9 protein-coding genes are annotated in these 13,279 nt (G+C 61.8%); 8 read left to right on the top strand and 1 reads right to left on the bottom strand.

What is annotated here, in order from left to right; translation table 11 throughout:
- Positions 1–64: 64 nt before the first annotated feature.
- The gene (locus HMPREF3120_RS00505) at positions 65–1,312 is read left to right on the top strand and encodes an amidohydrolase (protein WP_070449735.1); all 1,248 of its coding nucleotides are present in this window, start codon (positions 65–67) and stop codon (positions 1,310–1,312) included.
- Positions 1,313–1,969: 657 nt separating this feature from the next.
- The gene (locus tag HMPREF3120_RS00500) at positions 1,970–2,683 is read left to right on the top strand and encodes a hypothetical protein (RefSeq protein WP_070449733.1); all 714 of its coding nucleotides are present in this window, start codon (positions 1,970–1,972) and stop codon (positions 2,681–2,683) included.
- A 12-nt stretch (positions 2,684–2,695) separates the two neighbouring features.
- Here HMPREF3120_RS00500 and HMPREF3120_RS00495 read toward each other — a convergent pair whose 3' ends face one another.
- Positions 2,696–3,592 carry an acetamidase/formamidase family protein gene (locus HMPREF3120_RS00495; RefSeq protein WP_070449730.1) on the bottom strand — a complete coding sequence of 299 codons (897 nt, stop codon included), beginning with the start codon at positions 3,590–3,592 and terminating at the stop codon, positions 2,696–2,698.
- 724 nt (positions 3,593–4,316) lie between these two features.
- Between HMPREF3120_RS00495 and HMPREF3120_RS00490 the strand changes: the two genes are divergently transcribed.
- The 6 genes from HMPREF3120_RS00490 to HMPREF3120_RS00465 all read left to right on the top strand — a co-directional run bounded on the left by HMPREF3120_RS00490 (position 4,317) and on the right by HMPREF3120_RS00465 (position 13,278).
- On the top strand, positions 4,317–5,783 hold the full coding sequence (locus HMPREF3120_RS00490) for a DUF3375 domain-containing protein (RefSeq protein ID WP_070449728.1): 1,467 nt from the start codon (positions 4,317–4,319) through the stop codon (positions 5,781–5,783).
- A complete protein-coding gene (locus HMPREF3120_RS00485) occupies positions 5,780–6,379 on the top strand; it encodes a DUF4194 domain-containing protein (RefSeq protein WP_034996626.1) in 600 nt (199 codons plus the stop codon). The genes HMPREF3120_RS00490 and HMPREF3120_RS00485 overlap by 4 nt, the downstream gene beginning before the upstream one ends.
- Entirely contained in the window at positions 6,376–9,663 is a 3,288-nt protein-coding gene (locus tag HMPREF3120_RS00480; RefSeq protein ID WP_070449725.1) for an ATP-binding protein, read from the top strand. The genes HMPREF3120_RS00485 and HMPREF3120_RS00480 overlap by 4 nt, the downstream gene beginning before the upstream one ends.
- Positions 9,664–9,685: 22 nt before the next feature.
- Positions 9,686–10,795: a DUF3322 domain-containing protein gene (locus HMPREF3120_RS00475; protein WP_210384483.1), complete on the top strand. Its 1,110-nt coding sequence runs from the start codon at positions 9,686–9,688 to the stop codon at positions 10,793–10,795.
- Between the two features lie 19 nt (positions 10,796–10,814).
- The gene (locus HMPREF3120_RS00470; protein ID WP_070449720.1) at positions 10,815–11,708 is read left to right on the top strand and encodes an ornithine cyclodeaminase family protein; all 894 of its coding nucleotides are present in this window, start codon (positions 10,815–10,817) and stop codon (positions 11,706–11,708) included.
- A gap of 313 nt (positions 11,709–12,021) precedes the next feature.
- Positions 12,022–13,278, top strand: coding sequence for an Abi family protein (locus HMPREF3120_RS00465; protein ID WP_070449717.1), 1,257 nt, complete (start codon positions 12,022–12,024; stop codon positions 13,276–13,278).
- Position 13,279: the final 1 nt, after the last annotated feature.

The following is a 13,279-nucleotide window of genomic DNA, read 5'->3' as shown; positions in this document are numbered from 1 at the left end:
TGAGAAGCTGCCCCTGATGGCGCAAGGCCGCGACCTAGTAGGTAGGTAGGCGTACCGTGAAGGTATGTCTGTCGAAATTGGCAAGGTCAAGAAGATTTTGGGTGACCTCATGTCAACCGGAACCGAACGCGAAGCGCTGTACAAGCACTTCCACCAACACCCCGAGCTGTCCATGCAGGAGCATGCGACCGCGGAGCGGATCGTAAAGGAACTGGAATCCTCAGGTATCCGGGTAACCCGGGTGGGGGAAACAGGGGTGGTGGCGGTCGTCGATAATGGCGAGGGCCCAGTCGTGGCCATGCGCGCAGACATTGATGCGCTGCCGGTCAAGGAAGCCTCTGGCAAGGACTATGCCTCCACGGCCACGCAGGTTGACGTTAAGACCGGCGCGGAGGTCCCCGTCGCCCACTCATGTGGTCACGATTTCCACCTGATGTCGCTGCTCACCGCGCTGCAGGCGTTCAACGCTCACAAGGACCAGTGGTCCGGCACCTTTATCGGCGTCTTCCAGCCCGCTGAGGAGACCGCTGAAGGTGCCCGTGCGATGCTCGAGGCCGGAGTGGAACAGGCAATGCCACGGCCCGACGTGTACCTCGGCCAGCACGTGCTAGCCAGCCTGCCCGGTGGACACGTGGGCACGCGACGCGGACCGGTGCTGTCGTCTGCGTTCTCGGTGAAGGTCACGGTGCACGGCAAAGGCTCCCACGGGTCGATGCCGGAATTGGGCGTGGACCCGGTCGTGCTTGCCTCCAGCATCGTGATGCGACTGCAAACCATCGTCTCGCGCGAAGTGGCGGCCAAGGAAACCGCGGTGGTGACCGTCGGTGCGATCCACGCGGGCACGAAGTCCAACATCATAACGGACTCCGCCGAACTGCTCATCAACACCCGCGCATACAGCAGCGAGGTCAGCGAGCACCTCAAGGAAGCGATCGAGCGCATTGTGCGCGCCGAATGCGTCGCCGCCCGCAGCCCAAAGGAACCCGAGTTCACCTACTACGACCGCTACCCACTCACCGACAACGACGGGGACGCCACCGACACCGTCCGCGAAGCCTTCGACGCATACTTTGGCGACGAATCCTGCGACCTCGACCCCGTCCCCGCCTCCGAGGACTTCTCCATCATCCCCGACGCGCTCGGTGTCCCCTACACCTACTGGGGCCTGGGAGGCTTCGCGGACATGAGCAAGGCTGTGGGCAACCACAACCCGGCGTTCGCACCTGATCTCCAGCCCACACTCGACCGTGGCGCCGAAGCAGTCGTCGTTGCTGCTTCCGCCTGGTTGACCGTGCCGGTCTCGGCGGATTAGTGGAGTTTAAAAATTTATGCAGCGGCCAATGGGGGGCATGGGCCGCTGCAAAGGACCCGAAGGCCCTGGGTGGGGACTATGTCCCCCAAAGGGAGCCCGCGCCTCTCGCACTCTAAATGGGGGGGGTGGGTGAGTGCTCAGCCGGTTCTCGGGGGGTGTAACCGTGGGCGGGGCTCCGGCTCAAATATAGATCATGTGTAAATGGCTTGTCTAGTCTTAGTGCAAAATACTGCTAAACATGCAGGTAAAAGGCGTGGTGTTGCGGTGGTGGGGTGCGGTTACGGCAGTTCCACGCCACACTGCTTGAGGATCGTTTTGGGCAGGCGGAAGCGAGCGGCCATGCGAACAGGTGTGCTAATTTTGTGCTGAAGATTCTCGGCACCTATTAAACTGTCGGTTAATAAAACTGCTGGTTACGAAAGAAGCAGACGGAGGCGAGAAAGTTGCCATTGGAAATCACTGTCACCAATAGTGAAGAGCTTCTTGAAAGGAAGCGAGAGTGTTTGGCATCTCTAAGGGCCACCACTCGCCTTCCCCATGCTGAATTTCAAGACCTCAAGGTGCTGGCGAATGCCGGCATGTTGAGCGAGGATGAGCGGACCGTGTACGACGAGCTGCAGACAGTTCTCTTACTGCTCGGTGAGGGTCGTTTTGGGAGTGCATGATGCGGCAGGGCGGTTTCTCGGCGACGTAAGAGACACGTTACTTGAGGCGTTGCCGCTGGCATGCAGAGCGGATTTACAGGCGAAAGCCAAGCTAAACATCGACAAGAATATCGTGGTGGGTGATTTCAAGGCTCCTCTCGTTCACGGTGCTGGACAACCTGAGGGCTCAGTGCGCAGGGAAGACTACAGTCAACTCTTTCACGTGATTATCAATTACGAACTGTCATCCGATTCGTCGGAGAAGTTCCTAGCCGTAAAGAGCAGCAAATTCGAACTGCGGGTTGCTACGTCGCCGGGCACACGTTTCGAGTTTGAGCGTGACTACACCAGCGCGCCCTGTGCGCATATCCACTACTCAGGGGTCGCAGGGTTGCTCAGTCCAGCGTTAATGCAGAACTTTCAGGACAAATCAGGCAACCCGAGGAAGAAGGGCCGCCTAGATGAATTGCACTTACCTGTGGGAGGAAAGCGTTTTCGTCCGTCGCTTGAGGACTTCCTCTATTTTGTGATCAGCGAATGTGGATTCCGCGGGAGGCCAGGATGGGAACCTGCACTACAGGAACGACGCCGAGTATGGCTTTCTAAACAGGCTTCTGCGGCAACCCGAGATCATCCCGAAGCTGCTGCAGAGGCGCTCAGGGACCTCGGGTTTACCGTCACTCCCCCGAAGGGGTTCACTACGCCTAAAGCAGATGCGCAATGGTGAATTGCCCGTTAGCTACGGCAGTTCCACACCGCACTGCTTGAGGATCGTTTTGGGCAGGCGGAAGCGAGCAGTCATGCGGGGGTCGACGATCTGGCTGATCTGGGTGTCGCCAACCAGGGATAGCAGCATGAGGGCGTCGGTGGCGTCGAGCGCGGATACGCTCACGAGCCAATCGCGCATCATGCGGGTGGACTCCTTGACGGCGTCCATCAGTTCGATCTCGGAGGAGATGGCGTAGACCGCATCGCCGGAATCCAAGAACGGCAGCGGCAGCGGGCGGCCTTCGAGCACCGTGACGCGGATCTTCACCTCGGCTTCGATCTCGGCGCCGCAGACTGCGACTTCGCCGTCGCCCATGACGGCGTGGACGTCGCCAAGGCTGAGGTTCGCGCCGTCGACCTCCACTGGCAGGTACAGGGTGGAGCCGGCGACGATCTCCTTCGTGTCCATGTTGCCGCCGTGCTGGCGCGGCTCACCGGTGGGTACCGACTCGGATGCCGGTGCGGTGCCGATGACGCCGATCATTGGGCGGATGGGGATGGTGATGTCGTCAGAAAACTGCGCCTTGCCATCGCGGATCGGGACGATGCGGGTGCGCTCCTCCACCGTGCCGGGCAATGCACCGAAATCAGGGTGGGTAGTCATGGTGGCCTGCTCGCCGACCTCGATGCTGAGGATCTCCACCTTCAGTGTGTCGCCAGGGCGTGCTCCCTTGACCGCGATTGGGCCGGTGGCTGGGTTGACCTTGTCCCAGCCGACGGTGCTGAACAACTGGGACTCGTCGGTAATCGTGTTGGAGAAGCAGTCAAGGGTACGAACCGTAACCTCGTCGCCACTTTCCACATGCAGGCGCGGCTCCTGGCCGGGAGACAGGGCCAATACACACGCGTTGGAATCGATGGAGTGCATCCGTTTTACCTCTCTTCGAAGGAACAACCAGCGGATACCTCTGACCATAGTTGGAAACAGAAATTCGCAGGTGAAGGTTGTGAAAAGGGTGGGTGCGTTCAAGGTATTAGGAGCAAGGAGCCTCATTATCGACGAAGCCCGCGATCGCTTGGCACGTGGGCACTGCGGCCGGTGGCTTCGAATGTTTAACGTGAAACCCTGCTGTTGTAAGGGCGCTGGCGGCAGTGGCGGTGGCGATAACGAAGTCGCGACTTGACCCCCCGAGTTTCCCGGTACCAAATACGCGGAACACGAGAGCACCGGCTCTGCGAAACACTGAGACCAAAGACCTGCATTGGTACTTCGGGCATTTGGTATCGATTCAATGATTGCTCAGTAGATCATCTATGTTTGGGTTTACGCACACCACGTCCTCTCCGGTTCGCCGTGACGGCGTGGTTTTCTCAATCCAAGGGGGTAATGGATGGGTTAAGGGTCAAAAGGGGACGCGGACATTTTGACCCTTAACCCTAGGCGCCTAAAAACGCTTGAGAATAGCGGAATTCCTTCCGCCTACTCGCACTCTAAATGGGGGGTGGGTGAGTGCTCAACCGGTCTCGGGGGGGATGGACCGTGGACGGAGGGGCCCAAAAGCGGATATAGACGATCGCCCTGAGTGTGTCTACACCTAGAGCAAAAAAGTTTTTCGGTGCAGGCGGGAGGGTGCTATGGGATGATAGCCGGCATGACCATTCAGGCCCGGGCGCTGACATATAAGCGTGAAAAGGAGCAGTCGGCCGCGATCCGTTTGTTGCACGCGGACAACGCCCCGGTGCTACTCGCGGTCGTGGCGGAGCACTTCCCGCGAGGCGCAGAGGTCCGACCTGCGGAGCAGCTCTATCAGCTCATGGCTGAGGACTTCGCGGTGTTGCGCGGTATCTTCGAGCTCCCGAAAAAACCCCAGGCGTACTGCAACGACTGGGTGAAAGCCGGGTGGCTGGTGCGCAAGTCCGGCACCAAGGAAACGGGTGAGACGCTTGAACCAAGCGAGCAAACGCTCACCGCGCTGCAGGTGATGGACCGTGTCAGTGCACCGCGATCGGCGGTGACGGCGAGCCGGGTGGCGTCGATAAGCAATGCCCTGCAGGCGCTCGCGCGGGACACGGACCCGAACATCGACTCCCGCCTGAGGCACCTCGAGGCCGAACGCGCCCGCATCGAGGCAGAGATCGAGCAGGTCGAGCGCGGGGAATTCGAGCTGCCCTCCCCCGCCACCGTGCACGAACGGGTGGGCGACATTCTGGAGCAGGCGAATGCGATCCCCGGCGATTTCGCGCGCGTGCGGCACGAGCTGGAAACGCTCAATACGCAGCTGCGCCGCCAACTGCTGGATCCGGAGGGCTCGCGCGGCGACGTGCTGGACGAGATCTTCGCCGGCGTGGACTTGATCGGGGAATCCGATGCTGGCAGAAGCTTCAACGCGTTCTACTCGCTGGTGGTCGACCCGGAACGCGGCGCGTGGTTGGACACGTGGATTGGGCAGGTGCTCGAGCGCGCCGACAACACCGCGATGACACCCGAAGAGCGGGCGAAATTCCGCAGGCTGTTCCGCGACATGGAAGACGCCGGCTACGAGGTTAACCGCATGATGACGCGCCTGGCCCGCAACCTACGCAACTACGTGGCCAGCGAACAGTTCGCCGAGGACCGCCGAATGATCGAGCTTTTACGCGACACCCGCAAGCTCGCCGCCGACGCCGCGGAGCGCGAGGAGCTTGCAGCCACCCACAAGATGGACACGCCCTTGCAGCGCATCGGGATGCAGATCACCTCGGTGGCGCAGATCAAGCTGGCGGACCCGGGCGCGGAGGTCATCACCACTGCGGTGGAGGCGTTTGAACCCGGCGAGGGCGACGCGGAGGCGCTCTACCAGGCGGTACGTGAAAGCGAGATCGACTTGGAAGAGCTTATCGCGGCAGTTGGGGAGACGGTTGGGATGGCCGGAGGGGCGTCGATAGGCAAGGTGCTCGAGCGCCATCCCGCCTCCCAGGGGCTGGGGTCGGTGGTGGGCCTTGTGTACCTGGCCCTGAAGCATGGGGTGCGGCAGGACGGCAGCGAAGAGGTGCGCTTCGAGGAAGACGATGGGAGCCTTCGCTTGGCGACGGTCCCGCGGTGGCATTTCGACGCCGCAGCAGTAAAGGAGATGCAATGACGGAACCGCTGTGGACGGGCGACACGGGCACCCTGTCCGAGGAAACCCGGCGCGCACTGGTGGACCTGCTCAAAGGTCCGCTCATCACCGCTGACCGGAAGAAGGAAACCTGGCACGCCATCACCACCGACACGGAGACGCTGCGCTCTCGGCTGCACGATGTGTTTTTGGAGCTGGTTGTGGACGAGGACGCCGGCATCGCGTTCACTCGCCACGTCCGCCCGGACAACGAGGACGTGAAAGTGCCGCCGGTGTTGCGCACGGAGGCGCTGACGCACTTGCAAACCGCGATCCTGCTGCAGCTGCGCCACGAGCTGGGCATGTCTACCCCAGGCGAGCGCGTCGTGGTGGGCGAAGATGAGTTGTATGGCGCCATCAGCTACGTCCGTGCGGTGGACAACCGTGACGAGTCCGGGTTTAAGAAGCGCTTCACCGCGGCGGTGAACACCATCCGCAAGTACAGCCTGCTCACCGACACGGAGACCGAGGGGCGCTGGGAGGTCTCCCCTGTGCTGCGCCACATCTTCGACGCTGATACGGTCCACGCGCTGCGCGAGGAGTATCTGCGCCTGGCACAGGAAGGGGAAGAACAGTGACAGAGCAGTTCCGTCTTGCGCGCGTGCAGCTGGTCAACTGGGGCACGTTCGACGGCTACTACGACATCCCCGTCGGCGAGCGTGGGTTTTTGATCACCGGCGCGTCCGGCTCGGGCAAGTCCACGCTTATCGACGCCTTCTCCGCCGTACTAGTCCCGCCTGGCAAACTGCGGTTCAACGCCGCCGCCCAGCAGGAAACCGGCCGTGACAAGGGGCGCAGCCGCGTGTCCTATATCCGCGGTGCGTGGCGCCGCAGCGAGGACCCGGCCACCGGCGAGATCCGCAGCCAGTATCTGCGCTCCGGAGCGACAGCCAGCATTGTCGCGCTGACCTACCGCGCCGGGAAGGAGGTGTTCACGCTCGCCGCAATCTACCGCCTCAATGCGGGACAGCAGCAGGAAGCGCAGGTGAAAACGCTCTACGGCATCTTTCCCAGCGAGGTGGACGTGGACGGGTTCGTGCCGTTGCTGCAGAACTCCCTGGATAAGCGCAAGTTGGAGGCGAAATACAAAACTGCCGGCGTGACGTTCACGGACCAGTACTCCGTGTTTGCCAACCGCTTCCGCTCCAAGCTGGGTATCGGCAGCGAGGAAGCGCAGATGCTGCTGCACCGCACGCAGTCCGCGAAGTCCCTGTCCAGCATGGACGAGCTGTTCCGCAACTACATGCTGGACGTACCGGACACGTTCCAGGTCGCGGAGGACGCCGTGGCCACGCACGAGGACCTGCGCCAGGCGTACGAGCGGCTCGAAGACGTGCACCAGCAGATTGAGACGCTCGCTCCCCTGCCGGGGCTGGACACCAAGCTCAAGGATGCGCAGGCGACACAGGAGAACACTGCCGCGCTGTCCGCCGCCCTGCCCAACGTGCGGCGCGCGATTGAGGCGAAGCAGCTGCGCGAGCGTATCGACGTCAGCTCCGCCCAACTCGCCGCCCTCGAAGTGCAGGCGCAATCCCTCGAGGCCCGCAAGGAAGCGCAGCAGGAGGCGGCGCAGCGCGCCGTGGTGCAGAGAGAGCAGGTCGCCGGGCAGAGTTTGAGCGAGATTGAGCGCAACATCGCTCGCGAAGAGCACGAGCTTGCCACGCGTGACGCGAAACGGCGGGATCTGGCTTCCATGGTGCAGATGGACGGAGCGCTGGATACCGAGCGCTTCGCAGAGCTGAAGGCCCAGGCTGCTGCGGAGCTGGCGGCTGCGCCAGAGCAAGTAGAGCACCTACGCGAAAAGTGGTTTCAGGCCCGAAGCGAACGCGAGAGGCTTGCCGGCGCGGAGGCGTCGGTGGAGACGGAGTTGGCGTCGTTAGGCAACCGCACCTCCAACCTTGACCGGCGGTACGTGGAGAAGCGCGCGCAGCTGTGTGCGGATACCGGGCTGACGGTGCGTGAGCTGCCGTACGTGGGTGAGCTCATCGACGTGCTACCGGAGCAAACCGAGTGGGAACCGGTGATCCAGCGCCTGCTCGGCGGTTTTGCCGCGACTCTTTTGGTGCCAGCGGAGCGCGAGCGCGAGGTGAGCAGCTGGGTCAATGGCCGCCACTTGGGGATGCGGCTTGAGTACCGCACCGTGCCCGAGGGCGTGGACATGCCGCGCGGACCGAAGAACCCGCTCAGCCTGTTTCATAAGGTGCGCGTGGTGGAGCACCCGATGCGCCCCTGGCTGATGCGCATGCTGGCCACCACCTTCGACTACGCCTTAGTGCGCACCGTGGACGAGCTGGAACGGCAAGACAAGCGCGCGGCTACCATCGACGGCTTGGAGCGCAACCCGGCCGATAGGACTGGCTCCGCCCGGTACGTGAAAAACGACAGGCAGCGCCTGGGCGAACGGCGCAACTACCGCCTCGGCTCCTCCAACCATGCCAAGGTGGAGGCGCTGCGCGCGGAGCTGGCGGAGGCGAAACGCGCGACAACGGCGGCGGGCAACCGCCTAACAGAGGTTGAGCGTAAGCAAAAGGCGCTGGCCAGCGACGTGGAGAAGGCTCGGGCTATCGACGCTATGGAGTGGGCCAGCGTGGACGTCATCAGCGTCGAGGAGCAGTTGGCGAGCCTGCGCGCCGAGCTTGAACGGCTGACCTCCTCGCCTGAAGCGAAGGAGCTGGAGCGGGCGTGGCGCGAGGCCGTCGATACGTTGAAGGCCACCGAGCAGGAGTTGCGCAGCGTGCACGACGAGCTCGCCGTGGCCACGCGGGCACTGCAGGACGATCAGGCGCGGCTGAAGCGGATCGAGTCGGAGCACGTGGAGGTGGACCCGGCGCTGGCGGAGCAGCTGGATGCGATGCTCGCGGCCACCACGCGCCGTCTGACCCCGGAGAACTTAAGCGACAGCGCCTTCAAGGTCACCGCGCAGCTGGACGCGCAGGCGAAGCAGGCGGCGAAGACGATCACGGAATCCAGCAACGCCATCGTGAACATTCTGTCCAACTACAAGTCCCGGTGGTCCGCAGAGTCTGCGGAGCTGCAGGCCGCGGCCGAGTTTGCGGGCGAGGCTATTGCGAGGTTGGAGATGCTGCGCTCGGACCGCCTGCCGGAGTTCCGCGGCCGCTTCCTGGACCTGCTCAACGGCCAGTCCGTGATGCACCTGAACACGATTTACAAGGAGCTGCAGCGCGCGAAGGGCGACATTGAGACCAACCTGGGCCCCATCAACGCGTCGCTGCGCCGCTCCCCGTACACCGAGGGGCGCTACCTGCAGATTGAAGTCCGCGACAACCGAGACCGCGTCGTGCGTGACTTCCTGCAGGACCTGCGCGAAGCGACCGCCGGAAGCCTGAGCGAGGCGGACGAGAAGACCGCCATCGAGCGCTACCACCGCCTGGCCAAGATCATGGATCGCCTCGGCTCCTCCGAGCGTGCCGACCGCAGTTGGCGCAACGTCGTGCTAGACACCCGTAGGCATGTGAAGTTCGTGGGCAACGAGGTGGACGCCGAGGGCACGGTGCACAACACCCACGTGGATTCCGCGTCGTTGTCCGGCGGCCAGGCGCAGAAGCTGGTGTTTTTCTGCCTCGCCGCGGCACTGCGCTACCGCCTTGCGGGCGTGGACGCGGACGTGCCCCGCTACGCCACCGTGGTGCTCGACGAGGCCTTCGACCGCGCCGACCCCGTGTTCACCCGCACCGCTATGGACGTGTTTGAAAGCTTCGGCTTCCACATGGTGCTGGCTACGCCGATGAAGCTGATCAAGACCCTCTCCCCGTACGTCGACGGCACCATCGTGGTCCACTACACCGAGGATCCCGTCGCACGTTCCACCTTCGAGCTCATTGAAACCTATGCGCCTGCCTGACCAGTTACCTCTCAAGCTCAATATGGAGCAGTTGCTCCTCGACGAACCCGTCGAGGTGTCCATTCCTCTGAAACCCCCGACTCGTGCGCAGGCGCTTGACGACGAAACCCGCGCCCGCGAATTCGTCCACACCTGGCAAGCATGGGAACCCGCAGGTGAGGTGGAGTGGGCTACGCGTTCCTGGGCGGGCTTGGGCAAACACGACGTGCCGGTGCGACTGATGTTGTCCGGATGGGATCGCGTAGCAGAGGTGGTCGGGCGTGCTGGGGAAGTTGCCCTGGCTCGCGAAAGGTTTGCGCGTCTGATTCAGCTGTTTCCCGACAGTTCGGAGTTCCGGGAGCGTGCTGCTCGCACCAATTCAGCGTGGATTGCGCTTTCAGCGGAAGATTTCAACCGACTTTGCCTCGCATTGCATTGGTTTCACGTGAAACCACAATCCGGCCTGCGTCCGCGTGCGGTGCCTATCGAAGGTCTGGACACGAAGTGGATCGCCACGCACCGGAGATTGCTGCAACGGCTCCTTGGGGTGAACGACCTCGGGCTCGCCGAGGGCGACCGCATGATGAGGGTACGGTTCTTGGATATTTCGTTGGCACCGGCGCCAGGGCTTGTCGATGTGTCCGTTCCCTTTGGCTCGCTTGCGCTCCCGGATGACCTTAGGGTGCTCGTCGTCGAGAACAAGGAGACGTTCCTCGCACTGCCGCACACGCCCGAAGGCTCAAACGTGGTGCTGGTTTGGGGCGCGGGGTACACCGCCGGCGCGCTCCACGAGCTGCCGTGGGTCCGTCAAGCGCGGCAGATTGTGTACTGGGGCGATGCGGACGCGGACGGCTACGCCATCCTGAACACTGTGCGTACCCGTTTGTCTGCCGACGGGTGCTCCGTTTCGGTAGTCAGCGCAGCGATGGACATTGACACCGTGCAGAGGTTCCTCCACCTCGCAGTCGCTGACCCAGGGGATACTGCACGCGTGCTCCCCCGCCTCACCGAGGAGGAGGAACGTGCACGGCGGTTCTTGATCGCATCAGGGAACAAACGGCTCGAACAGGAGCGTGTATCCCTGGACTGGGCGCTCTCACTGCCACAGTTAGCTCCGTTGTGGGATCGGCCATCCCGAGATGGAGCCGTGTAACTCCCCTACACTGGCCGCCATGCGCTACGTGGACTACGACGAAGCAATGGCCACCCTCTCCCCCGCCGCCGCGGTCCAGGCCGTACGCGACGCGCTGCTCAGCGGCTTCGACCCCGCGACTGACTCGCAGCGCCAAAAGGTCGGCCTCCCCCACGGCGAGATGCACCTGCTTCCGTCGGCGCTCGACGGTGCGGTCGGCGTGAAGGTGCTCGGCATCCAGCCGCCGGGCTCGACCGTGGATGTCCCGTTGATCCAGGGCTCGTACCTGCTCATGGGCGGCGAAACGCTCACGCCGGAGTGGCTTATCGACGCCGCCGCGCTCACCACCCTCCGCACCCCCGCCGTCGCCGTCGCTGGGGTGCTTTCGCTTCTCGACGACCCCGTAAACGCCGTCATCTTCGGCACCGGCGCCCAGGGCCTTGGCCACGCCGCCACGCTCGAGGACGTCCTCGACGTCTCCTGCACGTTCGTCTCCCGGACTCGCCCGGACGGTTTTGCCTATCCCTGGGCTGAGGCGGGCACGTCCGCTGCCGACGAGGCGGTGGCCGGCGCTGAACTCGTGGTCACCGCAACCTCCTCCCCTTCTCCGATCCTGAACGCCGAGCATCTTCGCGACGGCGCCATCGTCCTCGCCGTCGGCGCCCACACCACCGACACGCGCGAGCTTGATACTGACGTCCTTGCAGGCGCGCAGGTGATCGTCGAAGACGTCGGCGCCGCCAAGGGCGAGGCCGGCGACGTTGCCATCGCGGTCGAGGAAGGCGCACTCTCGTGGGACGACGTCGTGTCCATGGCCGACGTGGTCCGTGGCGATGTTGCGCTGGACACCAGCCGACGCATCGTGTTTAAGACGGTCGGCATGCCGTGGGAGGACTTGGCGGTGGCGCGGGCGCTGGCCGCAGCGGCATCGTGATGTTCCACGTGAAACATTCGGGGGCTGAAAAAGCCTCTTAGATTCCTAGCGTCCAAGAGTTGGGAACGTTTAGGCGAGGGGTGGCCCGGGGGTAATGGGTTGTGGAAGAGGGGGACGAACACTATTCTCTATCCCATCACGACTAGCCGACCTCTCCGTACGGGGAGGCGGCTAGTTTTATTTATATGGATGATGAAGTGCTGAACGCCTACCGGCAAAGCAAGTACGCGAAGCCATATTTTTCATTGATGATCAGCTTGCAAAGCTCCGGACCCATGGCTTGGTAATTCAAAACAGCGAAGCAGCCAGATCGATGCTGAGGGAATGTGGCTACTTTCGATTTACGGGGTACGCCTACTATTTCAAACAGGATGACGATTTCCCGCCCGGAACAACGTTCGGTCAGATCGTTGACCTTTACAAGTTTGACGAGTCGGTGAGGAAAAAATTCGTAGAGGGCCTCGAAATGATTGAGGTGTGGCTGAGGAGTCAGCTGAGCAATCGCCTCGGGTTCTACCATCCATTTGCGCACCGAATTCCCGCCTATCTTCGTAAAGATTCATCCATTTGGACAGCGGGCTCGCTATCGATCAAACAGTCGAAACATATTGGGTGGATCGCTGACTACTCCCGCGAAGAACGGCGCAGCCAAAGTGACTTTGTTCAGCACTTCCGTCGCAAATATGGTCCTCACCTTCCTGTTTGGGCAGCAACGGAAATTATGACCATGGGAACTCTCCGGAGGCTTTTTGATCTACTGCATGAGGAAGACGCTGCGTTGATCGCTGCGAGAGCAGGGATCACCCTCAAAAACGGAAAAGGCGATCACGGAACCTTTTCGCGATGGCTGGATCACTTTCGCTATTTACGCAACGTTTGTGCACATTATGGGCGAGTCTGGAACAAGGTCTTTGATATCTCACTGGCCGCACCAAAAGATCATATCCAGGAGCTTTCTCACCTGAAGGGGCTTCCTCACAAGCCCTATAAGACTATTGCCGCTATGAGGTTCCTCTTCGCACGAATCTACCCGGATTCTTCCTGGTCGGAAGAAATGGTCAATCTGTTGCAGAGCTTTCTGCGGAGATCTGGCATCCCCCTAGATGCGATGGGATTTCCCGAGAGTTGGGATGAGGAGCGGATTTGGCGCAGATACTATGAGCCCGACCTGCACGATTGCAAGGTGATTGACCACATTAACCAGATTGAGTGCATAAGTCAGCCAAAGCTCCTAGAGACTTTTCACCCTGAACGCAACGAGCGAGAAAGAAAAGCTCTTCTTAGGTATCTAGTTAAAAACGAGGGGATATTCCTCCACGAGACTGGAGAAACGAAATACTATCCGGCTTTTCAGTTCAATGAGAGGCTCAGCGATGTCGATCCCAAGGTGGGGGATGTAAACGAGGTGCTCATCGGTAAGTTCGCTGGAAGGAAACCTGTCGCTCAAGCGGTTCAGCAGTGGTGGGTAACCGGAGATCTCGGACCTAAGGCAGAAGGAGCTCCGATAACGGAAATGAAGAGATGTCCGGATCTTGTAATTCAAGAAGCGAAGCGGCTGGCCGTCCATTGAA

It is taken from the genome of Corynebacterium sp. HMSC11D10, assembly GCF_001806995.1.
GTDB classification, from domain to species: Bacteria; Actinomycetota; Actinomycetes; order Mycobacteriales; family Mycobacteriaceae; genus Corynebacterium; species Corynebacterium coyleae.
This window is presented reverse-complemented; position numbering and strand designations above follow the sequence as displayed.

Coding starts and splice junctions, on each gene's coding strand:
- HMPREF3120_RS00505 (WP_070449735.1), top strand. CDS start 65: ATGTCTGTCGAAATTGGCAAGGTCAAGAAGATTTTGGGTGACCTCATG.
- HMPREF3120_RS00495 (WP_070449730.1), bottom strand. CDS start 3,592: ATGCACTCCATCGATTCCAACGCGTGTGTATTGGCCCTGTCTCCCGGC.
- HMPREF3120_RS00490 (WP_070449728.1), top strand. CDS start 4,317: ATGACCATTCAGGCCCGGGCGCTGACATATAAGCGTGAAAAGGAGCAG.
- HMPREF3120_RS00485 (WP_034996626.1), top strand. CDS start 5,780: ATGACGGAACCGCTGTGGACGGGCGACACGGGCACCCTGTCCGAGGAA.
- HMPREF3120_RS00475 (WP_210384483.1), top strand. CDS start 9,686: ATGGAGCAGTTGCTCCTCGACGAACCCGTCGAGGTGTCCATTCCTCTG.
- HMPREF3120_RS00470 (WP_070449720.1), top strand. CDS start 10,815: ATGCGCTACGTGGACTACGACGAAGCAATGGCCACCCTCTCCCCCGCC.
- HMPREF3120_RS00465 (WP_070449717.1), top strand. CDS start 12,022: ATGCTGAGGGAATGTGGCTACTTTCGATTTACGGGGTACGCCTACTAT.